Below are 26,609 nucleotides of genomic sequence, written 5' to 3'. Positions count from 1 at the left end.
GGCTTATTTTTTATCGAACGACAGAGTAGGTTAATCTAAGTTAAAAATGGAATTTTACGGTATTTTATATACATAAACAAGATGGAATTTTGATAAGTCAGTTAAAGGATAAATGAAATCCAAACCAATTGTACATTTAATTACAATTAATAAAAGCGTTAAAAAAAAGTCTCTATACAGGGGAAATGTATGAAAAAAAACAGCCGTACTATTATATCCGCAATATAGTGAATATGAACTCACAGTCGCTTTATCCATCCTAATGCAAGGAGGTAAACCAGTAATCACTGTAGGGGTAAATAATGAACCAATACAAGGGGAATCTGGTCTTACTTGTTTGCCAGACGTTTCTATTGAACAAGTTAATTGGGAAGAAATAGATAGTCTTTTACTAACAGGTTGCATGGATATTTTAGCTTTACAAAATGAGACAAACATTTTCGAGTTTATTAAACGTTTGGAAAAGCAAGTATCATTAATTGCTAGTATTTCAAGTTCTCCATATCTCCTTGCGAAATCAGGCGTGCTAAAAGGCAAAAAATATACGATTGGCATAACTAAAGAAAATCGTGAAGCAGCAGGTATTTTTGATCATACTAATTATCTGGATGATCTTATAGTCCAAGATGGAAAGGTATTAACTGCAAAAGGAAAAGGATTTTATACAATTCGGGATTTTAATAGGAAAGACGCTTGATCTATCCTTTGATGAAAAGTGGTATCTGGTTTAACTCCCAAAAAAAAATGCTCATCTTGCCCGTTCAAAAAGGAATTTCAATTCTTTTGAAGAATAGTAATGAAAGAGAAAACAGAAGGAGTTGATTACATGGAACAGCCACAGAAGATAGTGGATGAATTTGCCCGTTCCATCCTTTGGATTGAGGGTTTAAAGACATTGGACGATGCCCATTTTCATCAGCCAATCACTGACGGGAAGTGGTCCTGTGCACAGATAGTCGCACATATGATGCTATGGGATGAATATGTGGCAAATGAAATCCTCCCTCAAATGAAACAAGATGCTGATGTCCGCAGTAAACCCATCCAGGAAGTAAATGACCTAGCGACAGACTATGCAATCTCCGGCATAACTAGAAACGATTTAATTGAAGAAATCTTACAGAGCAGAAAAAAACTGATAGCAGCTCTTCGCGAAAAGACAGACAATGCTTTTTTTGAAGCTTTTTCATTGGACGGAGAAAAAATCGATGAATACACAGGCCATCCCCATACGCTTTATAGCTATATATGTTCATTCATTTGGCATGACAACCACCACAAAAAGCAGGTAACATCCTTTTTATCCGCAGGAAAAGAAGTCCAATCTTAAGAACAAAAGCGATTCCCAATCCGGGAATCGCTCCTATATAGCTAGTCTATCCTACTCTCGTTCCATTAGGGACCGGTCTTTCAGGCTGTGCAAGCACAGGGATTATCCCATCTTCATACCCGATATCAAAGAGCATTCCCTCTGATACCTCGCCAGCCATTTTCTTAGGCGCCAAATTAACAATAAATAAAGCTTGTTTCCCTTCAATCTCAGCGGGATTTTCTCTTTCACCCCTCAAACCGGCAAGGATTGTCCGTTTGAAGTCGCCGAAATCTACAGTCAACTTCACTAATTTTTTCGATTTCTCTACATCTTCTACCTGAGTAATCGTGCCTACCCTAATATCCGCTTTACTGACTTCATCCAATGTAATTGTGGGCTTCACAGTTGCTCCCATGGTGCTTCCTCCTTCAAAGGGTCATTGATTGCTGCCATATGATGCATCTTCCACTTCTATTATAACTCTGCCCCAAATGGAATGCTTCCATGAGCTCAAGCTGCTTTACGGTTATTCCCTAACGACTTGAATACCCATTCCAATAAAACTAAGCAGAGAGCAAATAAAGCTTCCGTAGATTCAGGTATTGATATACTAACCATCAATCGGTCAATCGTATGGATTACCATAAACAATCCTGCAAGTTCAAATAACAGCGCCAGAAAAAGAATTAATTTCTGATGCATCCCAAGGAGTGCTAATACTGCCCTGAACAAGAACACCAACCATTCCAATATTCCTCCACCTATAAATAGGACGAATAAAAAAAGAATCAATGAACGTGCAGATTGATATTCAAATCCGAAAAAAGACAGGAAACCGGCATAAATGAAAAAACAGATTCCGACCATGATCAATAAACTGATCGTTAATACGGCAATAAATAGGATATTCCCTCTTTTGAAGCCCTTCTTTTCCATTGACATTCACCTCTCCGATAAGCATAACAATTGGAGGAACCGGCGAACAGATTCAATGTTTGGCAATGGCCTATTCTACACTGTTTCCAAAATAGCATACAATTCTTCCAAATGCTTGATTTCATAGGTTGGTTCAACCTCGTTCCGTTCTTTTCCATGGCGGTTAATCCACACATTTTTGATTCCTGCCCGATTGGAACCTAATATATCAGTCATCAGATTATCGCCTATCATAAGGGCCTCATCCGGCCCAACGCCGATTTGATCCAGCGCGAATTCAAAGATAGAAGCATCCGGCTTTCCTTTTCCAAAGGATCCGGAAATAATGATCTCATCAAAATAAGGAGCAATTTCCGGCGTGATTGACAGTTTCGTCTTCTGCAGCTCTGGTGAACCATTTGTCAGCAGGCCCAGTTTATATTTTCCTTTCAAAGCATCTAGTACGCGCAGGCTTTCCTCATATACAAACGGATTCTTTTTTCTCTCTTCCGGAAAGCGTTCAGCTAACTTCGCCCCTAATTCCTGGTCCTGGATCCCCATCATCAAAAGCCCCTGCGTCCAGGCACCTTTCCGATAGCCAGGAGCCAATTCTTTCATTTTCGGAAACTCCAGATGGCCGTCTCCAAAATCTCCCCATAATCCCTCAAACGGATTAATACCGATCATTTGAGTGAATTCATATGTATCGTAAGAAGCATAAAGCTCCCTTGCCGCTTTTCTTACGGCGTCCTCCAATTGTTCGCTTGATATATTATACTTTTCTGCCGCATAGCTGCATGTTGCTTTGAATGCTTCACTTACACTCTTTTGATCCCATAACAATGTATCATCCAAATCGAATAGTATCGCCTTCAGCATGTTCTCCCACTCTCCCATTATCCAATCCATATAATAATCATACACAGATACTATCTGAAAATACAGACTTATATTCAGTTTATCAAGAAATAAGAATAGCGGATCAAAGTATATATTCTAATAAAATTTCGTTATACACAAATAATATATAGTATTTATAACAGCACGTAATATCCTCTGCCATATATACATTAAAAGCTCTGTTTTACAATTATTACTATTGTGTGTATTATGATTTAGTTATACAAATATAACGTAAACACCTCTTAAGAGATAAAGGGATTATATAAAAAGAAAGGAGGAGCACTGCATGAATAATAGACAGCAAGAGATTTTAAAAACATTATTGACAGCTGCAGGCCAACCTTTTTTGGTCAATGACCTAGCTGAAAGAGTCGGCTGTTCAGAAAAGACAATCAGGAATGATTTTAAGAAGATAGAAGATTATCTAACTCAGCATTCCAATGCATCACTGATCAGAAAACCGGGTTTAGGCGTATATTTGGAGATTGCAGACCATGAAAAAGTAAAGGTGTTCAACAAACTCCACTTAACAAATAAAACTCCATCGTTCCTATCGGATGATGAACGAACACTTCAAATCGCATACCAGCTGTTGATGGGTACAAAGGCACTGTCCGCCCTGGATTTTTCTTCTCAATACTTCGTAAACCGAAACATTATAAAAAAAGATTTAGAAGTTATTAAAGAATGGCTGAATCATTTTGATTTGTTGCTAGTATCTAAACAAAAGCATGGGTTAAGTGTGGAAGGCAGTGAAGGGAACAAGAGGAAAGCGCTGTCAAAGCTGCCGGAACTGGTTAATAATCAGGAACTGACCAATCATTTTATCAAAAAACAATTTTCTTCCCACGAAATTGACATTGTACTGGCTGAGTTAAAAAAACTGCAAAGCAGCCATTCGATTTTCTTTGCTGATGAGTCATTGGAAAGTCTACTGGTACATACACTTTTCATGATTAAAAGGGTTAAACTGAATCAGCCGATCTCCGTTTATGAAAAAGAAAAGAGCGCGCTGCAAAACAAACAGGAATATATGTGGACAAATGACTATTTACATAAATTAGAGCATCATTTTTCACTGCGGTTCCCGGAGGATGAAGTCATTTATTTGACACTTCATATTCTGGGAGGAAAATTCCGTTATCGGCAAAATGGCGAATTGGCTGCAAAATTGAATCTATCCGAAAACAATGATAGGTTAACGAAACTATTGGCTTATTTAATTGAACGGATGTCTGATTTGCACGCCCTGGATTTCACAAACGATATAACCTTAAAAGAAGGATTAAAAGTCCATTTATATACCACTTTAAACCGGCTTCAATATAGTTTAGCCATATCCAATCCGATGCTGAATGAAATAAAAAACATGTATCCATTCATGTTCAATATGATCATTACTGCCCTCGATGAAGCAGAAGCGGATATGCCTTTTAAAATCCCCGAGGAAGAAGCAGCCTATTTGACGCTCCATTTCCAGGCTGCAGTAGAGCGTTTCGAGAAAAATGAAGGAAAACTGAAACAAGCAGTTATTGTGTGCCATATGGGAATCGGCATGTCACAGTTATTAAGGACGAAAATTGAAAGAAAGATGCGGCTCATCCATATTAAGGGATGTATTTCAAAAGAGGATCTAAAGGAATATTTAAAGGACAATCAGGTTGATTTAATCATTTCAACTGTCGGGCTTTCGGCTGTACATATACCGCATATCGTCGTATCGCCGCTATTTGAAGCAGCAGAAGAACAAAAGCTAAGGGAATATATTATGCGATTGAATGAGCCCCAAGAGAGAAAAGTGAAACAATCCAATTTTATGAATTTCACAAATCCATTTCTGGTTTTTTTACAAATAGAAAAGGACCATCCCTATACGCTCATTGAAGAATTAGCGACAGGCTTATATAAAAAAGGATACGTGGAAGAAGAATTTATCGCCAATACAATCGCAAGAGAAAAAATGTCTTCGACAACCATCGGAGCAGGCATCGCCATTCCGCATGGCAACCCCAAATTTATCAAACAGTCGGCCATAGCCATAGCCACTTTAAAAAAACCACTTACATGGGGAACCGAGCTTGTCTCATTGGTGTTTATGATAGCCGTTAAAAATGACAAGCCAGATGAATTAAAGGCGCTGTTTCAGGAGCTTTCATACTTGTGTGAGCAGCCGGAACAAATCCAATCCTTGATTAGGGAAAAGGATACAATGAGTTTTTTGGAAAAGCTGAATAACATGTAAATGAAAGAAGGGTGCATACGCGATACATAAAAAAGCCTGTATCAATGATTACTCGGTATCATCGATACAGGCTTTTTTATACTTCTTATAGACAATGCACCCAATAGCAAGATGGCATTAAATTGAAGGAGTTTACGTACCACTCTCCATAAACTTCCATAATTAATTGATTCCATGCCCTTAAAGATTTTGATTTTTCCTATTGTACTCTCTATAATACATGTTTTCTGTTTGATTCCATTCTTCTACTATCATCATTTTACATTCTGTTTCGAATTATGCTTGGAGATCATTCCACTGTTTGTACCCTTAAAACAATCGCTTGATGCCAGATGTCCATTTAATGTGTGGTCCCACTTGAATAGTATTAATAGATAAACAAAGGGTTAAAAACGATCGATACAACAGCCCCCTGATCACATATATTCTTATGCCTTAGATTCATGCGTTTCTTTTAGAAATAACAAGTTTCCAGCGTTTAGTCCCCAAAGCTCATCCACATATTTTGTTACTTCTTTTGAATGGGTAACGACAATGACACATTTATTCTTTTCATGTGCGAGTGACTGTAAAATGTTCATAATATTTTCTTCCGTATCTTTGTCTAAATTACCTGTTGGTTCATCAGCAATTATAATGTCTGGATCGTGAGATAAAGCTCTAGCAATTCCTACACGTTGCTGTTCTCCTCCAGACAATTTCAATACTTTACGATTGGCTTCTTCACGGCCAATGCCTACTCTTGCTAGCAATGCGTAAGCATATGTCTCTTTATTCTTCACTTTACTTCCACTAATGTTCATAGAAAGAATAATATTTTCTAATGCTGTAGCATTTGTTAAAAGGTTATAGCCTTGAAAGATAACGCCAATTCCTTTTGCACGATATACATCTCGATCGATATGCTGGATGTTTTTCCCTTTATGCATAATAACGCCAGATGTACAAAGGTCAAGGCCCGAAATCAGAGACAATATCGTACTCTTTCCTGCGCCTGATTTTCCAATAATGCCATAAAGCGTTCCTGCTTTAAAATCGATACTAAGATTCTTCAATGTTTTCTTTGAAGCTCCTTCATACTGATAGTCAACTTTTTCCATTGATAATAAATTCATATTAATCTACCTCAGTTCCTTTCAGAGAGTATCTTTCTTGGTTCAAATCTAGTGATAAACAAAATCCCTACTAAGCTTGAAATGCATGCCAGTATAAGAGATATCAGCACAATTTGGCCAATTGCATCGGCGCTTAACAAAACGCTTAATTCACTAAGCGGTTCTAAATCTGAATTATCTTCCCCTGATATCACTTGATCCATATTTGAACTCTCTTGCGGTTGTCCAACTTGATTTTGAAGCAAGCCATTGGCTATTGGCTGCGACGCTACTGATCCTATACCTAGTCCTAAAACAAGACAGACCATTGTTACCACTAATGTCTCGGAAAGTAATCCAAGAGCTAATTTCCCTTTTTTCATACCCATTGCACGCAATACACCGATTTCATACTTTCTTTCTCGAATCGAAAGTGTTGATAGCAAGATTAAAAGGGCAGAACCAAGTACGAATACTACTTTCAAAAAGAGATTTGAAATGTTCGCAAGACCTTCAATAGGTCCAATTACTTGTTTGTAGCCAGCTTCATCTGTTGATACATCATAAAATTCTGGCAGACCTTTTTCTCTCAATTCTTTTTCAAAAGCAGGCAATAACGAGGGGTTCTTCAAGAAAAACCTAGACTCTACAATTCCTGTTTCATCACTCATTTCCATACTTGCAGCTGTTTCTAGGCTTGTTAAAATTTCATTATCTCTGTTTGTTACTGGTTTTTTTATTTGAGAAAGTGTTGGATCTGGTATCGACTTATCCACATAAATACCTGTCACTTTCAATTGTTCCGCCATAGGCTTCTCTTCAATGATACTAGTTACCTTAATTGTGTCCCCTACCGAAAGATTATTCAGTTTCGCAAACTTTTCACTTATGATTACTTCATTTTTATTTTTGAATAGTTTACCCTTTATAATTTTTCGAGTTCCTTTTTTAAATTCTTCTGAAATGTTTTTTTCAGAACTACCGATAATAAGTCCTTTTGCTGGAAGTGCAGACTGAACAATATTGCCGGTGTCTCTGATAGGTTCCAATTCCTGCCCTAGTGAAGTTTCTTCATCTAATGCTTTCAATTCTGTTGAAAACATCACTTTTAAATTAATTACTTTTTTTTGTAACAAATCAGATTTCCCATATTCAAGTTGTTGCTTAGTTGTCGCCTCTTTAAACTCATCCATCGGGAGATTTGCCATTTTTTCATTAAATGTAAGTGTAACCTCTGAACCAAAACGGGACTTATAATCATCAATAATAGAATTTGTTGTTGTATTTATCGTAATACAAACGACTGTCGTTACAATAATGGAAAAGATAATGACAGCCATTAACATGTTTCTTCCTTTGTTTCTGCCAAGATTTTTTATAGCATTCATGAAAATGTACATGTTTTTTCAGCTCCTTTAATTTATTGTCGTTTGACAAGTAAGAGCCTAACAAATCGATTGTTAGATGAATGTTAGATGAATATTAATCGTCCAATTATAAAGTTTCATAAAATAATGCAAATCGAAGACAGCGTGCAGTTCACTTTAAAAAAAGAATGTCAATTTGAAGATTAGAGATGATCCAGCGCCCTTCTATTAATGGTCGATTCAAATACGCTGATTACTTCTAAACAATCATCTAACATTCACTGTGATATGGTTATACTATTTGATAAAAGGTGGATGATGTGATGAAATTGCTACTTGTAGAAGATGAAGAACTGCTCTCCAAATTTGTGGCACGCGGCCTACGCAAACTAGGTTATGCCGTCGATTGCGCATATGATGGGGAAGAGGCTCTCGAGCTTTATGCGGTAAACAGTTATGATTTAATGATACTTGATTTAAATATACCGGTAATCGAAGGGATGGAGGTTCTACGCACGATTCGAGAAGAAGATGCACATTTTCGGATTTTAATCCTTACCGCCCGTGATAAAGTGGAAGATAAAATTAAAGGATTGGACAGCGGCTGCAACGATTATCTGACAAAACCATTTGATTTTGGAGAGTTTGAGGCCCGTATACGCAGCCTACTCCGCCGTCGTATCCAAATCGAGAATACCAAGTTACACTGTGGCAGCCTATGCCTAGATACCGCAGCTAAGATCGTTGCCTACAATAACACACCTATCGAGTTGACTAAAAAGGAATATTCTATTTTACAGTACCTGATGTATCACCAGGGCAAAGTAGTCAGCACAGAGGAACTAATTGAACATGTATGGGACAGCGAAGTCGACCTTTTCTCCAACTCATTTCGCTTTCATATCCATTCTCTCCGAAAGAAATTAACCGCCGCAACCGGGAATGACGGCTATATTGTAACAATACGCGGGCAGGGATATCGCATCAACAATCCGGACATGAATGTATCATGAAAAAATGGTCCCTACGTGTAAAAATCACTTTTTTTGTCGGATTAATTTTGACCCTTGCCTGTTTCGTTCTAACATTCAATTCTCTATATTCAGCGAGAGGCTATTATATTTCTCTCCTCAATGAGCCTCAAACCTATAAAGGCCAAGATTCCGGAACAGATAAGGACTTGTTGTGGGAAGGTCAGACAAAAAGGACGCAGGACATTGATATGACAGATAAAGATACATATGTGGCAGCAACACAAGGCTTTTCTATTCAGGGTATCCTAATGATGCTTCTGACTATCTTTATTTCACTTGCCTTCACCTATTGGGTGACAGGCCGTATGCTAAGGCCACTGGCCAGCTTAACAAATTCCATTCGTAAAATCGATGAGCAAAACCTAAATCAGCGGGTAGATTTACCCAAGGCTGAAGACGAGGTGTTCACTCTTACACAGTCGTTTAACGTGATGATGGACCGTCTGGAAGACTCATTTGCTGTACAGAAAAATTTCTCTTCCAATGCCGCTCATGAGTTAAAGACTCCATTATCCGTTGTCTATACGGCCCTTCAAGTGCTTGAAATGAGTGGAGAACCTAGTGCTGAGGAATACCGGGAGTTTACACAGGATACCAAGATCTGTATAGATCGACTGCGAAAAACAGTTGACGGCTTGCTTGCACTGGCAAACGAACGGGTAGAAAGCGCTGATGATATTGTTGGCATGAAAAATCTTTTAGAACAGATGATAAAGGAACTTTCCCCAAAAGCCGAGGAAAAAAACGTAACCATCCGGCTTACAGGAGAAGAAAAATTAGTAAAAAGCAATAAAGCTCTTCTGTATCGAGCACTTTTCAATTTAGTGGAAAATGCGATTAAATATAATCGAGATGGTGGATCGGTCGAGATTCGTGTTTTTGAAGAGAGTCATAAGACAGGCGTTGAAATCATAGATACAGGAATCGGGATGTCAGAAGAAGTTATCCTCCATATCTTTGAGCCATTTTATCGTGCAGATCATTCCCGATCGCAGAAAGTTCCCGGTTCAGGTCTCGGCATGGCGATTGTAAAACTGGTAATCGAGCGATATCACGACCAGATTCTTGTAAAAAGTACGGCTGGGGAAGGGACATCGGTAACCGTTTTTCTCTAAAAAACAAATCTTTTGAATGAAAATGCAAATTACTTCTTCATAAGGGGAATCGTTACTACCTTTCTGAAAGGCTCTTCACGCACTTCATGTTCCTTCTTACTATCAAATCTTTGGTCATTATCATTTGGTCATTCACTGTTATTTCCACTTTAGAGAATTGGCGGTTTTGTTGGGCTACCCAACGCCGCCATTCCCATAGGATTCTTATGACACCCAAGTTTCCGTATTACCGGAGACTACGGTAAAAATCTGAACTTTATATTTTTATGAACCGATTATAGTTATAGACAAGAGATGAAAACATTTTCATAACAAGGAGGATAACTTTCATGAAGTTATTGGCTATAACGTCATGCCCGAATGGGATTGCACATACCTATATGGCTGCTGAAAATCTTCAAAAAGCGGCGGATCAATTAGGAATCCAAATGAAGGTCGAAACTCAAGGCGGAGTTGGCGTTGAGAATGCATTAACAGCAAAAGAAATCCAGGAAGCGGACGGAATCATCATCGCAGCAGACCGGCAAGTTGATAAAGAACGCTTTAAAGGTAAGCGTTTACTTGTTGTCGGAGTCCAAGAAGGAATCCGTAGGCCAGAAAAATTATTTAAGCAATTTGAAGAAAACAAAGTGGCTGTTTATAAGGAATCCGAGGCCACTTCGAACAACGGCACAGATGCTGGAAAAAAATCAGGCATTGTAGGCGCGATCTATAAACACTTAATGAACGGTGTTTCGTTCATGGTACCGTTCATCGTAGTCGGTGGACTTTTAGTGGCCATTTCATTGGCTCTGGGCGGCGAAAATACACCTGGGGGAATTGTGATCCCAGAAGATTCAATTTGGCATACGATTAACGGAATCGGCGGTGCGGCGTTCGGTTTCATGGTACCGATCCTTGCCGGTTATATTGCATTCAGTATAGCTGACAAGCCTGGTTTGGTTCCGGGTATGGTCGGAGGTTTTATTGCAGCAAACGGAAGTTTTTATGGAAGTGAAGCAGGAGCAGGATTCCTTGGCGGGATTGTAGCCGGTTTCCTTGCGGGTTATATCGTATTAGGCATCAAGAAAATTAAAGTACCAAAAGCAATTATGCCAATCATGCCAATCATTATTCTTCCGGTATTCGGTTCATTGTTTGTCGGTTTATTATTTATCTTATTTATCGGCGGCCCGATCTCTAGCGTATTTGAATGGCTGACCGCCTGGTTGGCAGGTATGCAAGGAGCAAGTTCTATCGTATTAGCCATGATACTAGGAGCAATGATCGCTGTTGATATGGGCGGCCCTTTCAATAAAGTGGCATTCATGTTCGGCTCAGCAATGATCGTTGAAGGTAACTACGAAATCATGGGACCAATTGCAGTAGCCATCTGTATCCCGCCAATCGGTTTAGGTTTGGCTACATTCATCAACAAACGCAAATTTGCTCAACAGGATCGTGAAGCAGGTAAGGCAGCTTTCACAATGGGCTTATTCGGAATTACAGAAGGGGCCATTCCATTCGCAGCACAAGATCCGCTTCGCGTTATTCCAAGTATCGTGGTTGGTTCAATGACAGGTTCTGTTATCGCGATGCTATTCCATGTCGGAGACCGTGTCGCTCACGGCGGGCCGATTGTCGCTCTGCTTGGGGCTGTAGATAATGTATTAATGTTCTTCGTAGCCGTTGTGGCTGGTTCTATTGTAACGGCGATAATGGTTAATTTACTGAAAAAAGATGTAGAATCTTCTATCCCAGAAGCACCCGAAAAGGCAGATAATGTTGTTCCAATGACAGAGCAACCAGCCCAGGAGAAACAAGAAGCTGTAGCAGAAATTAATAAATTAACAGATATCACCAGTTTTGAATTGATTGAAACAAATTTAACAGGTAAAACACAGGGGGAAATCATTGATGAAATGATTTCAAAACTAGATTCAGTGGATGCATTGCATTCAAAAGAAGAATTCAAGCAGGCGATCCTTAATCGTGAAAAAGAAGGATCTACCGGTATCGGCATGAATATCGCCATTCCCCATGGGAAATCGGCGGCAGTGAAAAAACCAAGTGTTGTGTTCGGTATCAAAAAGGACGGCGTTGATTGGAAAAGCTTGGACGGCACAGATGCAAAACTGATTTTCATGATTGCCGTACCTGAAAGCAGCGCAGGAAATGCCCATTTAAAAATCCTTCAGATGCTCTCAAGACAATTGATGGATGAACAATATAGAGAAAAATTATTAGCTGCTTCGACCAAAAATGAAGCATATGCATTACTAGAAGAAATCGCATAAAAGGAAGACAATAATGGAAGCCTGCCACCGGCATATGGAGGATAGGCTTCCATTGTTTCATAAAGCTATGCTTAACAGAATACAGACATCAGGGAGTGGAATAAATAATGGAACCTTTATTTTTTGAACCGGTAATGCAGGAAAGAATTTGGGGTGGAACAAGATTAAGTTCCTTCGGATACGAGCTTTCGTCTGATAAAACAGGTGAATGCTGGGCTTTTTCTGCCCATCCAAATGGGCCAAGTGTTGTAAAACAAGGATCCTATAAGGGATTATCTTTAGCGGATCTATGGAAAGAGCAGCGTGCATTATTTGGCCATTTACCTGGGGAAACCTTTCCTTTATTGACGAAAATACTAGATGCAAACGATGATTTATCTGTACAGGTACATCCAGATGACACCTATGCAAACGAGCATGAAAATGGCGAACTGGGGAAAACGGAATGCTGGTATATTATCGACTGTGATGAAGATGCTACATTAATTTTTGGCCACAACGCACAATCGAAGGAAGAGTTGGAGAAAATGATCGACGAAGGAGATTGGGATGAGTTGCTTTCAGTCGTCAATATCAAAAAAGGCGATTTCTTCTACGTGCCGAGCGGAACCGTCCATGCCCTTTGCAAGGGGACATTAGTGCTGGAAACACAGCAGAACTCCGACACCACCTATCGCCTTTACGATTACAACCGCAAAGATGCTTCAGGCAATGAAAGAGAACTGCATTTAGAAAAATCCAAGGATGTCATAACTGTGCCCTTTGCCCCTGAGCAATTGTCATTTGAAAAGAAACATATAGATGGTGCAACAATCACTACCTTTGTGAAAAATGGCTATTTCTCAGTAGATAAATGGGAAATTCAAGGTTTGGCTCCATTCGAGCAGACACATCCATTTTTATTATGCAGCGCAATCGAAGGTCAAGGGACACTTTCCCACAATGGCAAGAAATATGCAGTAAAAAAAGGAGACCATTTCTTATTGCCTGCTGAGTTCGGTGCTTTCGAGTTAGAGGGAGAGCTTGAATTAATTGTGTCGCATGTGTAATGGAATAGGTATAAAAAAACCGTCTTAAATTGGCGGTTTTTTTTATGAAAGACAAACAGTTCGCCCACTAAAAGGCATAGAAAAAAGCCTTCAAACTAAATGGAAGGCTTCTTATAAAAACTATGGCTGCAACTGCTCTTCTATGGCAGCAGCAAAATGGGCCACCTGGTCTTTATACATTTGATCAATTGTTATCGTTGCATACGTAGTGATGATTTCCATCTCGGCAAAAAGGAGTTTCTTCCTGTAAGAAACCGACTTGATTCGATTCAAAGGAATTTCCTCTAAGCGCAATTTATACAGCATTCCTTTATCCATCGCCAATATACGTTTATTTGTACAAACGAGCATATAATTATTCCCATTATAGTAACCTGCCGTTATGAACTGGATGACTTCATCCGCAAACAGTACATCAGGCAGATCCTTGAATGCCAGCTTGTTTCTGTACATATCCAAATTAACCTGATACTTTTTCTCTACTTCCACTAATTGTTCCCTTACCTGCTTCTTTATCAGCAAACTGTTCTCCTCCATCACAAACCGATCATGGTTCGTATTCGACACCCTTATTATATCCTTATAACTAAGTAAAGCGTGGAGGTTAATATTACCTGTTATCTTTTTCGCAAAGTATTTTAGCATTTTGCGTGAAGCCTATACGTCTACGGATGAAAGAAGCTGCGGAACCATCGGAATTGCAAGCAATCCGTTTCCGATTGCGTACCATTTAATATCTAGGGAATATATAAAGCCTGAAGAGGAGTGCTTGGCTGATTTAAGGATCGTACCATAGAATGAGCCACCCCTCTACTTACCGATGGCTTGTACTGCGGCTGAAAGCCTTTTTTCTGACCAATCTCCTTAAAGAGCACTGAACACCATATAGCTAAAATGTAAGGAGAGTCTTTCCCAAATAGCCAAGACGGAGTATAAGAGGATAAACGGACCGGTCAGATTGCAGTCCTTCATTGTGGCTGTTTATCATTGTTGTGATATAAATATAACCAGCTTTATACTCTTTATCTTACACATAGAATTTATTTAAAGAGGATTATGTTTTTTAACTTGGTGATTATTCAGCTTATCTTAGCGGAAGGTGCGAGACTCCTGCGGGATCAGCGGGACAGATGAGACCCCGGAAGCCCACCCAGGCTGAGGAGGCTCATCGCCCGCCCCGCGGAAAGCGAGCAACCTGAAGCGCGATTACCTCTATAAAGGTGACTAGACAAAAAAACACCCTACCATGTGGATTTCTCACACATGATAGGGTGGTTTTTTTATTGTATGGCCTTCATTCAGCCTACTTCATCAACAGCTAATTAGCGCTTGATGTTGTAGAAAGATTTGATTCCATCGTATACTGCTAAATCGCCAAGCTCGTCTTCGATGCGAAGAAGTTGGTTGTATTTAGCGATACGGTCTGTACGTGACATAGAACCAGTTTTGATTTGACCAGCGTTAGTTGCAACAGCGATGTCAGCGATTGTAGCATCTTCTGTTTCACCAGAACGGTGAGATACAACTGCAGTGTAGCCAGCGCGTTTAGCCATTTCGATTGCATCGAATGTTTCAGTCAATGTACCGATTTGGTTAACTTTGATAAGGATTGAGTTAGAAATTCCTTTTTCAATACCTTCAGCAAGCTTTTTAGTGTTTGTTACGAACAAGTCATCACCAACAAGTTGAACTTTTTCACCAATACGGTCAGTTAACAATTTGTGGCCATCCCAGTCGTTTTCGTCAAGACCATCTTCAATAGATAGAATTGGGAATTCGTTGCAAAGCTCTTCGTAGAAATTAACCATGTCTTCAGAAGAAAGACCAGTGCGTCCTTCACCAACTAGATCATAAGTGCCAGTTTCTTTGTTGTAGAACTCAGAAGAAGCAACGTCCATGCCTAACATGATATCTTTACCAGCTGTGTAACCAGCTTTTTCGATTGCTTCGATGATAACAGTCAATGCTTCACGGTTAGAACCAAGGTTTGGAGCGAAACCGCCTTCGTCACCTACTGCTGTGTTAAGGCCTTTGTCATGAAGAACTGCTTTAAGGTTATGGAATACTTCTGCACCCATACGGATCGCTTCTTTGAAAGTTGGAGCTCCAACAGGAAGGATCATGAATTCTTGGAAGTCAACGTTGTTGTCAGCGTGAGATCCACCGTTGATGATGTTCATCATTGGAGTTGGAAGTTGCTTAGCGTTGAATCCGCCAAGGTAACGGTACAATGGAAGACCTACAGAATCAGCAGCAGCGTGAGCAACAGCCATAGAAACACCAAGGATTGCGTTTGCACCCAATTTACCTTTGTTTTCTGTTCCATCAAGCTCGATCATTGTGCGGTCGATACCAACTTGGTCAGTAACGTCCATGCCGATTACTGCTTCAGCGATGATGTTGTTTACATTGTCTACAGCTTTTGTAACACCTTTGCCAAGGTAACGTGATTTGTCGCCGTCACGAAGTTCAACTGCTTCATATTCACCAGTTGATGCACCAGATGGCACTAGAGCGCGTCCGAAGAAACCAGACTCAGTCATTACTTCTACTTCTACAGTTGGGTTACCACGAGAATCAAGAACTTCACGTGCATATACGAATTGAATGTATGGCATTTTAAATTATCTCCTTTTTAGTTCAAATATTATTTATTAATAAGAGTAGAGCCTGTCATTTCTGCAGGTTTTTCTACATTTAACAAATCAAGCATTGTTGGTGCAAGGTCAGCCAGCTTGCCGTCGGTGCGAAGTGTTACTCCGTCCTTCGTAACAATGACTGGAACCGGATTTGTTGTATGAGCAGTCATAGGGTTGCCTTCCGGAGTAACTACTTCATCTGAGTTACCATGGTCAGCAGTAATGATTGCATAACCGCCTTTAGATTCGATCGCTTCCACAATCTTGCCTAAGCACTCATCCACCGTTTCGATTGCCTTAATGGTCGGTTCAAGCATGCCTGAGTGGCCTACCATGTCAGGGTTTGCGAAGTTAAGAAGGATTGCATCAAAGTTATCTTCAGCAATTTCCTTCAGTAATGCATCCGTTACTTCATAAGCACTCATCTCAGGTTGCAAGTCATAAGTTGCTACCTTAGGAGAGTTAATCAGTATACGCTCTTCCCCCGGGAATTTCTCTTCACGTCCGCCGCTCATGAAGAACGTTACGTGAGGATATTTTTCCGTTTCAGCAATGCGAAGCTGTTTCAGGTTGTTTTGCGAAAGTACTTCACCTACTGTGTTATCAAGGTTTGTCGGTTTGAATGCAACATACCCTTTAACGGTTTCAGAGAAGTGAGTGAAGCATACGAAGAATAGGTTCTTCGGCGCTTTATCTCCACGGTCGAAAGAACGGAAGTCTTCGTTCGTGAATGTGTTTGAAATCTGGATTGCACGGTCAGGACGGAAGTTGTAGAAAATAACTGCATCTTCGTCTTGAATCGTTGCAACTGGCGACCCATCTTCCTTCGTGATGACTGAAGGAAGCATGAACTCGTCAAAGATTCCATTGTTATATGAATCTTCCACTGCTTCAAGAGGTGTTGAGTAAGTTGGACCATCTCCATACACCATAGCTCGGTAAGATTTCTCTACACGTTCCCAGCGTTGGTCGCGGTCCATGCTGTAATAACGACCGGATACTGTAGCGATTTGACCTACACCCAGTTCTTTCATTACAGCTTCAGTACGTTCAATGTAACCCTTCGCCGTTTGCGGGCCAACATCGCGGCCATCAAGGATTGCATGTACGTATACATTTTTCACGCCTTCTTTTGCAGCTAGCTTAAGAAGAGCAAATAAATGGTCGATATGGCTATGTACACCGCCATCCGATAAAAGACCAAATAAGTGAAGGGCTTTTCCCGTTTTCTTCACATGGTCCATTGCAGCTGTGAAAGTGTCATTCTTGTCGAATTCACCTTCACGGATTGCAACATTCACACGTGTTAGGCTTTGGTACACGACGCGTCCTGCGCCGATGTTCAAATGTCCTACTTCTGAGTTGCCCATTTGGCCTTCAGGAAGGCCTACAAATTCACCGTCAGCACGCAATGTAGCGTGCGGGTATTGGTTCCAATAACGGTCGAAGTTAGGCTTTTTAGCCTGTGCAACAGCGTTTCCCTGCGTTACATCGCGAAGTCCGAAGCCATCCAGGATGATTAATGCAACTGGTGCCTTAGTCATTTTTACCAGCCTCCAACAATTGAAGGAAAGATTTTGGATCAAGAGCTGCTCCGCCGACTAAAGCGCCGTCGATGTCAGATTGAGCCATATATTCTTTAATGTTTTCAGGCTTAACGCTACCGCCATACTGAATGCGGACAGCATCAGCTACATCTTGAGAGAATTGAGATGCAACAACTGAACGGATGTGTGCACAAACTTCATTAGCATCTTGAGATGTTGAAGATTTACCAGTACCGATTGCCCAGATAGGCTCGTATGCGATAACTGTTTCTTTTACTTGTTCTGGAGTCAATCCAACAAGCGCTTTTTCTACTTGAGCTCCAACAAGCTCATTTGTTTTGCCGCTTTCACGCTCTTCCAATGTTTCACCGCAGCAAACAATTGGTGTTAAGTTATGCTTAAATGCAGCAAGAGTCTTTTTATTCACTGACTCGTCTGTTTCATTGAACATTTCTCTGCGCTCAGAGTGTCCAAGGATCACATATTGTACTCCAAGGTCAGCTAAAGCAACTGGTGAAATTTCGCCAGTGAATGCTCCATTTTCTTCGAAGTGCATGTTTTGTGCGCCGACTGCAAGGTCAGTTCCTTTTGTAGCTTGTACAAGTTGATCTAAGAATAGTGCTGGTGAGCATACTACTGAATCAACTGCTTGGTTAGAAGGTACTAAGCTTTTTACTTCCTCTACAAAGCTTTTCGCTTCAGCAAGTGTTTTATTCATTTTCCAGTTACCAGCGATAATTGGCTTACGCATGTAAGTACCATCCTCTCTAATTTAACTCACATTTCGACAGTATCGGCATCCCTATTAGGGCCCTTAATAAGAATAACAATAATGCCTGTGTTTGTGTTGAATTACTTATCGTTTAGAGCAACAACGCCTGGAAGCTGTTTTCCTTCCATAAACTCTAGGGAAGCACCGCCGCCTGTAGAGATATGGGACATTTTGTCGCCTAAATGGAACTTTTCAACAGCAGCAGCAGAGTCTCCTCCGCCGATTACGCTGTAAGCGCCTGAATCAGCAAGAGCTTGCGCCACGCCTTTTGTGCCGTTTGCAAACTTGTCGAATTCGAATACGCCCATTGGTCCGTTCCAGATAACCAATTTAGACTCTTTGATTGTTTGTGCATACAATTCAACTGTTTTTGGTCCGATATCAAGTGCTTGCCAGTCAGCTGGGATTGCATCGATATCGACTACTTTAGTTTCAACATTCTCACCGAACTCAGGTGCAATGACTGCATCAACAGGCATTAAGAAATTAACGCCTTTTTCTTTTGCTTTAGCCATGAATGTTTTCGCTAGTTCGATCTTATCTTCTTCCAATAGAGATTCACCGATTTCGTGGCCTTGGGCTTTGATGAATGTGTAAGCCAAGCCTCCGCCGATGATCAGGTTATCTACCATTTCAAGAAGGTTTTCGATTACACCGATCTTATCTTTTACTTTAGCGCCACCTATGATTGCAGTGAAAGGACGTTCTGGATTAGATAATGCCTTACCTAATACATCCAATTCTTTTTGCATTAAGAAACCGGATACTGCAGGTATTAATTTAGCAATTCCTTCAGTTGATGCATGTGCACGGTGAGCAGCACCGAATGCATCATTCACAAAGATATCAGCTAATGAAGCAAATTCTTTAGCCAACTCTGGGTCATTTTTCTCTTCACCAGGGTAGAAACGAACGTTTTCAAGCAATAGAACATCGCCATCATTCATTTTTTCGATTTGTGCTTTTACAGCATCACCGTAGGCTTCATTTGCTTTAGCCACTTCTTTACCAAGAAGTTCGCTTAGCTTTTTCGCAACAGGCGTTAAACGAAGTTCTTCGTTCACTTGGCCTTTAGGGCGACCCATGTGACTAGCAAGGATCACCTTTGCGCCTTGTTCCATCAAGTATTGGATGGTTGGAAGTGCTGCACGCACACGCGTATCATCCGTAATTTGGCCGTTTTGCATCGGCACGTTGAAGTCAACGCGGCAGAATACGCGCTTGCCTTTAACATCGATATCTTTAATGCTCATTTTGTTCATGGAAAGTGAACCTCCTTTAGCCTAATAAAAGAATGTCATATCTGAAGTAGAAAAGATACTGTTACCAGTAGATTTTCCCTACACTGCCAAAAATAATCATCTTTTTTCCAGTACCTCTCTGTATTAATTGGCAAAGGAATACGGAGAAAGCACCGTAAAAAAATTCGATCAGTTATGTACAGTGCGCAATTTTATGAAAACGTTTCATAAAACAAGCAAAGGGGGAGGGGTTATTCCCCTCTCCCCTTTACTTTTTCTATCTTATCATCTTAACCGGACACACGATCCCCATGCGTCCAATTCCGCTATAAGAGGAGTGTTAAGAATTAAAGTCCTTTTGAAGCGATGAAGTCAACTAGGTCAACTACACGGTTTGAGTAACCAGTTTCGTTATCGTACCAAGAAAGTACTTTAACCATGTTTCCTTCAAGAACCATTGTAGAAAGTGCATCTACAGATGAAGAGTGAGTGTTTCCGTTGTAGTCACGAGAAACCAATGGAAGCTCGCTGTACTCAAGAATACCTTTCAATTCGCCTTCAGCAGCTTTTTTAAGCTCAGCGTTTACTTCTTCAGCAGTAACGTCTTTGTCTAACTCAGCTACTAAGTCAACAACAGATACGTTTGGAGTTGGTACACGCATAGCCATACCGTTCAATTTGCCTTTAAGTTCAGGCAATACTAGAGCAACGGCTTTAGCAGCACCAGTAGTTGTTGGGATGATGCTTTCAGCTGCTGCACGAGCACGGCGGTAGTCGCTGTGTGGCAAGTCAAGGATTTGTTGGTCATTTGTATAAGAGTGAACTGTAGTCATCATACCGCGTTTGATTCCGAACTTGTCGTTAAGAACTTTTGCGAATGGAGCCAAGCAGTTTGTCGTACAAGAAGCGTTTGAGATTACATCATGTTTAGATGCATCATAAGCGTCGTTGTTAACACCCATAACGATTGTGATATCTTCGTCAGAAGCTGGTGCAGAGATGATTACTTTCTTAGCTCCTGCTTCGATATGTTTAGCAGCGTCAGCACGCTTAGTGAAACGTCCAGTAGATTCTACTACTACTTCTACGCCTAGTTCTCCCCAACCGATTTGAGCAGGGTCGCGCTCAGCGATAACTTTTACTTTGTGGCCGTTAACAACGATGCTGTCGCCGTCAACAGTTACTTTTTCTTCTAGAGTTCCGTGAACGGAATCGTATTGTAAAAGATGCGCAAGCATGTTTGCATCTGTTAAGTCATTGATTGCTACTACCTCAACGTTCGGGTTCTTAAGAGCAGCACGGAAAACGTTACGTCCGATACGGCCAAATCCATTAATACCTACTTTTACTGTCATTAGTAGTTTCCTCCTTTTAATTAGGAACTGCAAATTTTTTATATAAAAGGGTTATCCCTTTAATAACTGTAGTGCGGATGCTTCATCAGTAATCAAAGTTGTGTTCGATGGAGCGATTCTCATATATGCAGAGATTGCTTTCGCCTTGGAGGATCCTCCGGCTACGGCTATGACATCCTTTGCTTCCTGTAAGTGGTCCAGCTGAAGGCCCATGGTCTGTACCCGATGGATAATCTGGCCCTCTTCATTGAAGTAATAGCCAAACGCTTCACCGACTGCATCACCATTTTGTATTTTGTTCAAGACGGCTTCTGTGGAATTTCTTCTTACAGCCATTGCATCAGCTTCGCCAATGCCATGGATTACAACATCGCTGCCTCTGATCAGTGAAATCACTTCTTTGACCGATGGCTCCTTGATGATGCTTGCATAGGATTCATCACTTATTTGGTCCGGAACATATAGGACACGGTAAGCTGATCCCATTTTGTTGGCCATCTTAGCTACAATAGTGTTCGCTTGGTTTTGTACATCCTCCCCAAGACCGCCTCTTGCTGGAACAAATAAGAGATTTTTGCTTTCAGGCATCGGATTCAACATCTCTGCTACTGAAGCCATAGTGGTGCCTCCGGTAACAGCAATAATATTGTCTCCGGATAATTTCTTTTTCATGCATCTGGCTCCGGCTCTTCCAAGCTCATCTTTCACCCAAGGAGAGACATCGCTATTTCCATTCACAACGATAACCTCTTTTACATTGAGTTTCTTTTGCAGTTGCTTTTCTAAAGAATCTATACCCGATATTTCTCTCATTACACTATCTAATTGTTCTAAGATGTGTTCGCCGTCTTCAGAAAGTGTCATGCCGCTGCTATGGATTTCCAATAATCTTTGCGTTTTAAGGAATTCCACCTCACTGCGGAGAACACGTTCTGTCATGTTTAGGCTCAGCGCCAAATTGCGCCTGCCAACTGGTTGCAAGAATTGTATGTAGTGCAGGATTTGATATCTCTTTTGCATAACTTCCAGCAAGTCAGGCAACAATCTTTTTTGGATGTCTAATAATGTATCCATGGAGTAGGTCTCCTTATCAAAATTATTATGGACGTTTTTTGTCCAGGTAAGACGTTTTTTGTCCCGCTTTATCCAAAAAAAATTCACCCTTGCTATACTTGTATTTTAACAAGGGAAACCTCTTTTTTCAACCGTGAAATACCTATTACTTTTAAATTCCACTTTTCAGATAATTGATAACGCTGTCTTTATTCACCTTCCCATATTGGATGATCTCTCCCTTATAGACTACCACCGGAATCATCAGGCTATACATCTCGAGAAGCGCATCATCACTATGGATATCTATTATATCATATGCCATGCCCGTTCTTTCGGACACGGCATTCAACTCAACTTTGGCTTTTTCACATAAATGACACTTTTCGCGTGAATACAGCATGATTTTCTCTGACAATCTCTTCACCTTTTCTTCTTAATTAAATCTTTTCCGCTTTGAGGAAGATGGTATTTTTAACTGTTCCCGATACTTCGCTACTGTCCGGCGTGAAAGGATAATATGGTTTTCTTCCCTTAAACGGTCTGCAATGTCCTGGTCCGAGTATGGTTTTTTCTTATCTTCGCTCTGAATCAATGTTTGGATAGCTTTTTTCGCTTCATTTGCTGATACATCCGCCGTCGATAAAGATTGAAGGCTGGCTGTAAAGAAATCCCTCATCTCGACGGTCCCGAAAGGCACACGGACATACTTCCCCTTTACAGTCCGGCTCACGGTCGATTCATGGACATCCAGTTCATCCGCTATCTCCTTCATCGTCATTGGCTTCAAATAGGCAAATCCTTTTTGCAGGCATTCATATTGCTTTTCTGCAATGGCCGTCATTACTCGTAGGATTGTATCCTTCCGCTGCTCAATACTTTTTACGATCCATTGGTACTCATGAAACTTATCTTGCATGAATCGATTGACCTGTTTATCTTTTACATTGGACATTTCCTGGTAATAGGACTGATTGAAACTTAATTGTTTTGCATGGGAATCCGCCATCGTGACGATCACCTGCCGGTCCACTATTTCAACGGCCACATCCGGGGCAATGTAAGCAGGCTTTTCCTGAAAAAAATCTGCACAAGGACGCGGATGCAATTGTTGGACTTTATCGAATATATCCTGAATTTCAGCAAGGGTTATATGCAGCTCCTTTGCAATCCCCTTCCATTTCTTCTCAGCAAAAGCGATAAAGTATTGGCTGACTATTTCTAAAGCTAGCTGTTCATCCTTTCTTTTCAACTGTAAATACAAACATTCCTGCAAACTGCGGGCACCTACTCCGGCAGGCTCAAGCGCTTGAAGGATATGAAGAATGCCTAAAATCTCATCCTGGCTGAACCCCAGGTATTGAGCCATTTCATCTATAGTGCTCCGCAAATAGCCATTCTCGTCCAGATTGCGGATGAGGTGCTGGAAAATTTTTTGTTCATGTGGTCTTAAATAGTTTGGTGGCAATTGTGATAGTAGATATCCTTCCAGTGAAACGGATGTTTCTCCGATTTGTTCAATCCAATTGTTTGACGATGTTTGATGGTTATGTTTTTTCTTGGGGACTTTTCTGGCGTCAAATACAGCTTCTCTGCTTTCTATGGTAATAAGAGGATTCTCTGTTGCCCGGTCATCCAGAAATGAAGATAATTCCTGGGATGTATATTGAAGAAGAGCTATTGCTTGGCTAAGCTCCTGGGTCATCGCTAATTTAAGTGTTTGCTGTTGATACAAACCAATCTTTGCATGCATGGCTGTTCCCCCCTTTGTATAAATTCCCCTGCCATCCCTTTTGTAACCGCTTACTTAACAGGTTATGCACTAATTGCAGAGATTCTCCAATATTGGGAGTCTGCTGTATCTATCCTATTATTTTATCTCTAAAGTCAGAAAAAATAAATAATAAAGTAAAACTTCCATACAGCGGAAACCTATTTAAGAGCCATCAAAAAGGCACTATCTCCATAAATAGCAACATGATCCGTAATGGAAAGAGGCCGACAAACCATAATAGTTGCCAGCCTAATGCCCATATTTACCTTCTTGAAAACGAGAACTCAAAAGGGTAAATCGTTGGGAATGGACAATTTCTCTTTCTCTTAAATAGCACAGCGAGTCGTTCAGATCCGTGTCATCGACATATCAATAATCCATTGGTAAGTTACCCTTGCCTTTTCTTCCGCCGCAATGTCTTCATAGAAATCAGCAATCGGGGTCCCTGCTGAGTTTGTATAATAAAGGGCTGAATCATGGTTTGTATAATGATCAGACAATCCTGCCTCCTTCATTTGCTCAGGTTTCGCATCCTTGGTCAGTTTATTATTCATGGTAGCGATTATTTCCAGATGTGCAACCTCTTCTGTCCAAATGTCCGCCAACAAACCCATTACCTTTTCGGGTATTGTATAGCGTTGGTTCAAATAGCGTAGGGCAGTTCCCCATTCAAAGCTTTATACAACAAAAAGACAGAAGGCTCAAGGAGGTGTCCATAAGCCACTGCTTACATAAAAAAACATCCACAATCAATATTGTGGATGTTTACCTTCAATCATAAAGTACGCCCTCGGAGGGAATATAACAAATACCCCAAAACGCTGTTATATCAATACTTAGCAAAGATTAAGTTTATAGCCGTGCAAAATAAATGCAAAACTTTTCTCCTGCTTGTACAAAGTGCAAAAAGTAAACAAAAAAGCACAGCGTGTATAAGTAGTGTTGGTAGCACTCCTATACCGTCCGCCTACCGTAGATAGGCAAACACTTGCTGTACCCTTATGCATAATTTTACCTTATGCAGACGGACAAGGCAACGGTTTGCTAATCAAGGTGAATCGTTGCTTTTTTGTTCGTTGGGGGACGAGCATATGAAAAAGAAAATAACTGTAATCGCAGGAGAAACAGCCTATACAAACCTTTCTACATTTAAGAGTGTGGAAGAAATGAATCAAACAGTAAGAACATACAGAGATAAGATCCAGGAACTTGTTAAGCGCTCTGATGTACAGTCTCGACTAATAAGCCTATTGGAAGTTTTGAAGCGCCATAGCTGCAAGCAAATCGGTGTGAGTTATATGTGCAAGAATACGATTGCTGGCATGTTGGAGCTTTCTTATAAAACTGTACAGCGTTTAATGAAGAAACTCGAAGATATGGACATGATCCGTCAGGTACCGACTAAGCGTAAAAAGGATATGAGACAGACAGCCAATGTCATTCAAATCTTGCCTTCCACAGATGTGACCGACAAGACCCATGATAAAAAGTCCGATAAGTGTCCGACCAATAAAACAACTTCTATTTCTTTAAAACAAAAGATTAAAAACATACGTAAAGAGAACGACACTCCTTCATCAACTGTGGATGAAAACTTGGACAACCAATCTGAACCGGTATTTTATGATCACACCTATGTTTCAACTTCCGTACCAAAAAGCTTTGTAGAAACCGTAAGTCCGTTCTTTAGATCAGCAAGTAGTATTTATCGACTATGGGGCAGATTATGCTTAGCTGCTAGAAAAGCTAATATAAACTTCCAATTTGAATTACACATGGATACCTGGAATAAGGCATTCAAAGAAGCCATATACCAAATTAAAAGAGGCAATGTGAAAGGCGATGTAATTGGCTATATCTACGGATCATGGAGAAATTCCATGTACGAAACAGCTGTAAAAACAAATCCAAATAAACAATATAAATGGCTAGAAACCTAAATAATTTATAAAGATCACTTTTGTAAAAATATGTTAATAATCATATGTAAACTAGTATAATTATGGAGAGGAGGAATTAAATGAAAAAGAAAATCTTATTAATACTATTGATTGTTATTATTGGTTTTATCGGATATACAATGTTTTATAATGGATTTTCTAACATAAAAACTATAACTATAAAAAATTATGATAAACCCTCTAAGGAGAAGGTTATTACTTCCGATAAAGAAAAAATAACCAAAGTTACTGGCATTCTAAACAGGGCTAGACACAAGAGAGTCAGTTACAAACTTGCTATTGATGCAAGGTATGAAATGGAACTCACATACAATGATAAAACCAAGGATTCATTGTGGATTTATATAGGTTTTGACAATAATAAAACTCTTCTTTATGGTAGCAACAGTAATGCTTATTTTATAACTGAAAAACAAACGGAAAAATTGTTGGCTTTATTAAATGTTAAATAAAGCCTGCTTGATTGCAGGCTAATGGATATCTGAGTATAAAAGCACTTCGCCACGCAGCTTATATTCCAGCAGCCACTTTTCAAATTTCTTTTTACGGTCCTGCGTAGTCGTGAATATCTCTAGGCGTGGAGTATCTAAATACCTAAAGCAATCTTTGTAGGATTGAAGCTTTTTCTTGTTATCGATCATATCCCGGACATTATCGATTTCTACAATGTGAGTATAGCCATTTCTTTTGTAGACAGCATCAGCAACCATTTTATTCTTTGTGGCCACTGCCATCCCTTTCACAATAATCCCAGCTGTTCTCGGTTGTTCTACCACATATTCAAGTACAGCTTCGCTCTGCCAATCTAATGGACAATTGAGATACAGGTATGCATCGTTCCGTAAAAGAGAATGTTCAATGTTTGAAGCCCGTTTGATTTCTTTATCGGATCCTATCAGGGACCGGCCAGCCTTGTTAAGATAATACACCTGTAAATGTCAACATAAATATGTACACTTT

23 protein-coding genes and 2 pseudogenes are annotated in these 26,609 nt (G+C 40.2%); 9 read left to right on the top strand and 16 right to left on the bottom strand.

Translation table 11 applies throughout. From position 1 onward, the window contains the following. Positions 1-253 precede the first annotated feature (253 nt). Positions 254-697 (top strand): annotated as a pseudogene (locus tag ABC357_RS00230) (DJ-1/PfpI family protein); the annotation flags it as partial. A gap of 129 nt (positions 698-826) precedes the next feature. Beyond that, positions 827-1,330, top strand: coding sequence for a DinB family protein (locus tag ABC357_RS00225; RefSeq protein WP_412885574.1), 504 nt, complete (start codon positions 827-829; stop codon positions 1,328-1,330). 46 nt (positions 1,331-1,376) lie between these two features. Here ABC357_RS00225 and ABC357_RS00220 read toward each other — a convergent pair whose 3' ends face one another. From ABC357_RS00220 to ABC357_RS00210, 3 genes are all read right to left on the bottom strand, one after another. Continuing rightward, the gene (locus ABC357_RS00220; protein WP_412885573.1) at positions 1,377-1,727 is read right to left on the bottom strand and encodes a hypothetical protein; all 351 of its coding nucleotides are present in this window, start codon (positions 1,725-1,727) and stop codon (positions 1,377-1,379) included. Positions 1,728-1,822: 95 nt separating this feature from the next. Next, on the bottom strand, positions 1,823-2,248 hold the full coding sequence (locus tag ABC357_RS00215) for a YrvL family regulatory protein (RefSeq protein WP_412885572.1): 426 nt from the start codon (positions 2,246-2,248) through the stop codon (positions 1,823-1,825). Between the two features lie 75 nt (positions 2,249-2,323). Continuing rightward, complete coding sequence (locus tag ABC357_RS00210; RefSeq protein WP_412885571.1) at positions 2,324-3,106, bottom strand: HAD family hydrolase; 783 nt, start codon at positions 3,104-3,106, stop codon at positions 2,324-2,326. A 310-nt stretch (positions 3,107-3,416) separates the two neighbouring features. On the opposite strand from ABC357_RS00210, the gene ABC357_RS00205 reads away from it, so the two are divergent. After that, complete coding sequence (locus ABC357_RS00205) at positions 3,417-5,372, top strand: BglG family transcription antiterminator (RefSeq protein ID WP_412885570.1); 1,956 nt, start codon at positions 3,417-3,419, stop codon at positions 5,370-5,372. A 428-nt stretch (positions 5,373-5,800) separates the two neighbouring features. Here ABC357_RS00205 and ABC357_RS00200 read toward each other — a convergent pair whose 3' ends face one another. Together ABC357_RS00200 and ABC357_RS00195 are read right to left on the bottom strand one after the other, a co-directional pair. Further along, positions 5,801-6,487 carry an ABC transporter ATP-binding protein gene (locus ABC357_RS00200; protein WP_412885569.1) on the bottom strand — a complete coding sequence of 229 codons (687 nt, stop codon included), beginning with the start codon at positions 6,485-6,487 and terminating at the stop codon, positions 5,801-5,803. Positions 6,488-6,498: 11 nt separating this feature from the next. After that, the gene (locus tag ABC357_RS00195; RefSeq protein ID WP_412885568.1) at positions 6,499-7,866 is read right to left on the bottom strand and encodes an ABC transporter permease; all 1,368 of its coding nucleotides are present in this window, start codon (positions 7,864-7,866) and stop codon (positions 6,499-6,501) included. A gap of 290 nt (positions 7,867-8,156) precedes the next feature. Here ABC357_RS00195 and ABC357_RS00190 point away from each other — a divergent pair, with 290 nt between their 5' ends. The 4 genes from ABC357_RS00190 to manA all read left to right on the top strand — a co-directional run bounded on the left by ABC357_RS00190 (position 8,157) and on the right by manA (position 13,307). Then, positions 8,157-8,846: a response regulator transcription factor gene (locus ABC357_RS00190; RefSeq protein WP_412885567.1), complete on the top strand. Its 690-nt coding sequence runs from the start codon at positions 8,157-8,159 to the stop codon at positions 8,844-8,846. Between the two features lie 209 nt (positions 8,847-9,055). Then, entirely contained in the window at positions 9,056-9,982 is a 927-nt protein-coding gene (locus tag ABC357_RS00185) for a sensor histidine kinase (protein WP_412885566.1), read from the top strand. A 329-nt stretch (positions 9,983-10,311) separates the two neighbouring features. After that, positions 10,312-12,258, top strand: a complete 1,947-nt coding sequence (locus ABC357_RS00180) for a fructose-specific PTS transporter subunit EIIC (protein ID WP_412885565.1) — start codon at positions 10,312-10,314, stop codon at positions 12,256-12,258. A gap of 107 nt (positions 12,259-12,365) precedes the next feature. Next, positions 12,366-13,307, top strand: a complete 942-nt coding sequence (manA, locus tag ABC357_RS00175) for a mannose-6-phosphate isomerase, class I (RefSeq protein ID WP_412885564.1) — start codon at positions 12,366-12,368, stop codon at positions 13,305-13,307. A 120-nt stretch (positions 13,308-13,427) separates the two neighbouring features. Here manA and ABC357_RS00170 read toward each other — a convergent pair whose 3' ends face one another. From ABC357_RS00170 to ABC357_RS00125, 10 genes and pseudogenes are all read right to left on the bottom strand, one after another. Continuing rightward, positions 13,428-13,874 (bottom strand): PH domain-containing protein, encoded by a 447-nt coding sequence (locus tag ABC357_RS00170; RefSeq protein ID WP_412885563.1) that lies wholly within the window; start codon positions 13,872-13,874, stop codon positions 13,428-13,430. A gap of 755 nt (positions 13,875-14,629) precedes the next feature. Then, entirely contained in the window at positions 14,630-15,925 is a 1,296-nt protein-coding gene (gene eno / locus ABC357_RS00165) for a phosphopyruvate hydratase (protein WP_412885562.1), read from the bottom strand. 29 nt (positions 15,926-15,954) lie between these two features. Then, positions 15,955-17,490 carry a 2,3-bisphosphoglycerate-independent phosphoglycerate mutase gene (gpmI, locus tag ABC357_RS00160; protein ID WP_412885561.1) on the bottom strand — a complete coding sequence of 512 codons (1,536 nt, stop codon included), beginning with the start codon at positions 17,488-17,490 and terminating at the stop codon, positions 15,955-15,957. Continuing rightward, the gene (tpiA, locus tag ABC357_RS00155) at positions 17,483-18,244 is read right to left on the bottom strand and encodes a triose-phosphate isomerase (protein ID WP_412885560.1); all 762 of its coding nucleotides are present in this window, start codon (positions 18,242-18,244) and stop codon (positions 17,483-17,485) included. The genes gpmI and tpiA overlap by 8 nt, the downstream gene beginning before the upstream one ends. 101 nt (positions 18,245-18,345) lie before the next feature. After that, positions 18,346-19,527: a phosphoglycerate kinase gene (locus ABC357_RS00150; RefSeq protein WP_412885559.1), complete on the bottom strand. Its 1,182-nt coding sequence runs from the start codon at positions 19,525-19,527 to the stop codon at positions 18,346-18,348. Positions 19,528-19,853: 326 nt separating this feature from the next. Then, a complete protein-coding gene (gene gap / locus ABC357_RS00145) occupies positions 19,854-20,861 on the bottom strand; it encodes a type I glyceraldehyde-3-phosphate dehydrogenase (protein WP_412885558.1) in 1,008 nt (335 codons plus the stop codon). Between the two features lie 51 nt (positions 20,862-20,912). After that, the gene (locus tag ABC357_RS00140; protein WP_412885557.1) at positions 20,913-21,935 is read right to left on the bottom strand and encodes a sugar-binding transcriptional regulator; all 1,023 of its coding nucleotides are present in this window, start codon (positions 21,933-21,935) and stop codon (positions 20,913-20,915) included. A gap of 151 nt (positions 21,936-22,086) precedes the next feature. Then, positions 22,087-22,332, bottom strand: coding sequence for a glutaredoxin family protein (locus ABC357_RS00135; protein ID WP_412885556.1), 246 nt, complete (start codon positions 22,330-22,332; stop codon positions 22,087-22,089). Positions 22,333-22,350: 18 nt separating this feature from the next. Next, a complete protein-coding gene (gene rpoN, locus ABC357_RS00130) occupies positions 22,351-23,667 on the bottom strand; it encodes an RNA polymerase factor sigma-54 (protein WP_412885555.1) in 1,317 nt (438 codons plus the stop codon). A 270-nt stretch (positions 23,668-23,937) separates the two neighbouring features. Beyond that, positions 23,938-24,359, bottom strand: a pseudogene (locus tag ABC357_RS00125) (manganese catalase family protein); the annotation flags it as partial. 420 nt (positions 24,360-24,779) lie between these two features. Here ABC357_RS00125 and ABC357_RS00120 point away from each other — a divergent pair. Together ABC357_RS00120 and ABC357_RS00115 are read left to right on the top strand one after the other, a co-directional pair. Then, positions 24,780-25,628: a cyclic nucleotide-binding domain-containing protein gene (locus ABC357_RS00120; RefSeq protein WP_412885554.1), complete on the top strand. Its 849-nt coding sequence runs from the start codon at positions 24,780-24,782 to the stop codon at positions 25,626-25,628. Positions 25,629-25,708: 80 nt separating this feature from the next. Further along, entirely contained in the window at positions 25,709-26,101 is a 393-nt protein-coding gene (locus ABC357_RS00115; RefSeq protein ID WP_412885553.1) for a YhfM domain-containing protein, read from the top strand. 18 nt (positions 26,102-26,119) lie between these two features. Here the strand turns inward: ABC357_RS00115 and ABC357_RS00110 are convergent, their stop codons facing one another. After that, the gene (locus ABC357_RS00110; protein WP_412885552.1) at positions 26,120-26,578 is read right to left on the bottom strand and encodes a hypothetical protein; all 459 of its coding nucleotides are present in this window, start codon (positions 26,576-26,578) and stop codon (positions 26,120-26,122) included. Positions 26,579-26,609 lie beyond the last annotated feature (31 nt).

Origin of the sequence: Bacillus kalamii, assembly GCF_047238185.1 — a bacterium.
In the GTDB taxonomy this organism is placed as follows: domain Bacteria; phylum Bacillota; class Bacilli; order Bacillales; family DSM-1321; genus Bacillus_AD.
This window is presented reverse-complemented; position numbering and strand designations above follow the sequence as displayed.

What these genes read in the sequence shown, in the direction of transcription:
- ABC357_RS00225 (WP_412885574.1), top strand. Translation starts at nt 827, where the DNA reads ATGGAACAGCCACAGAAGATAGTGGATGAATTTGCCCGTTCCATCCTT.
- ABC357_RS00220 (WP_412885573.1), bottom strand. Translation starts at nt 1,727, where the DNA reads ATGGGAGCAACTGTGAAGCCCACAATTACATTGGATGAAGTCAGTAAA.
- ABC357_RS00215 (WP_412885572.1), bottom strand. Translation starts at nt 2,248, where the DNA reads ATGGAAAAGAAGGGCTTCAAAAGAGGGAATATCCTATTTATTGCCGTA.
- ABC357_RS00210 (WP_412885571.1), bottom strand. Translation starts at nt 3,106, where the DNA reads ATGCTGAAGGCGATACTATTCGATTTGGATGATACATTGTTATGGGAT.
- ABC357_RS00205 (WP_412885570.1), top strand. Translation starts at nt 3,417, where the DNA reads ATGAATAATAGACAGCAAGAGATTTTAAAAACATTATTGACAGCTGCA.
- ABC357_RS00200 (WP_412885569.1), bottom strand. Translation starts at nt 6,487, where the DNA reads ATGAATTTATTATCAATGGAAAAAGTTGACTATCAGTATGAAGGAGCT.
- ABC357_RS00195 (WP_412885568.1), bottom strand. Translation starts at nt 7,866, where the DNA reads ATGTACATTTTCATGAATGCTATAAAAAATCTTGGCAGAAACAAAGGA.
- ABC357_RS00190 (WP_412885567.1), top strand. Translation starts at nt 8,157, where the DNA reads ATGAAATTGCTACTTGTAGAAGATGAAGAACTGCTCTCCAAATTTGTG.
- ABC357_RS00185 (WP_412885566.1), top strand. Translation starts at nt 9,056, where the DNA reads ATGACAGATAAAGATACATATGTGGCAGCAACACAAGGCTTTTCTATT.
- ABC357_RS00180 (WP_412885565.1), top strand. Translation starts at nt 10,312, where the DNA reads ATGAAGTTATTGGCTATAACGTCATGCCCGAATGGGATTGCACATACC.
- manA (WP_412885564.1), top strand. Translation starts at nt 12,366, where the DNA reads ATGGAACCTTTATTTTTTGAACCGGTAATGCAGGAAAGAATTTGGGGT.
- eno (WP_412885562.1), bottom strand. Translation starts at nt 15,925, where the DNA reads ATGCCATACATTCAATTCGTATATGCACGTGAAGTTCTTGATTCTCGT.
- gpmI (WP_412885561.1), bottom strand. Translation starts at nt 17,490, where the DNA reads ATGACTAAGGCACCAGTTGCATTAATCATCCTGGATGGCTTCGGACTT.
- tpiA (WP_412885560.1), bottom strand. Translation starts at nt 18,244, where the DNA reads ATGCGTAAGCCAATTATCGCTGGTAACTGGAAAATGAATAAAACACTT.
- ABC357_RS00150 (WP_412885559.1), bottom strand. Translation starts at nt 19,527, where the DNA reads ATGAACAAAATGAGCATTAAAGATATCGATGTTAAAGGCAAGCGCGTA.
- gap (WP_412885558.1), bottom strand. Translation starts at nt 20,861, where the DNA reads ATGACAGTAAAAGTAGGTATTAATGGATTTGGCCGTATCGGACGTAAC.
- ABC357_RS00140 (WP_412885557.1), bottom strand. Translation starts at nt 21,935, where the DNA reads ATGGATACATTATTAGACATCCAAAAAAGATTGTTGCCTGACTTGCTG.
- rpoN (WP_412885555.1), bottom strand. Translation starts at nt 23,667, where the DNA reads ATGCATGCAAAGATTGGTTTGTATCAACAGCAAACACTTAAATTAGCG.
- ABC357_RS00120 (WP_412885554.1), top strand. Translation starts at nt 24,780, where the DNA reads ATGAAAAAGAAAATAACTGTAATCGCAGGAGAAACAGCCTATACAAAC.
- ABC357_RS00115 (WP_412885553.1), top strand. Translation starts at nt 25,709, where the DNA reads ATGAAAAAGAAAATCTTATTAATACTATTGATTGTTATTATTGGTTTT.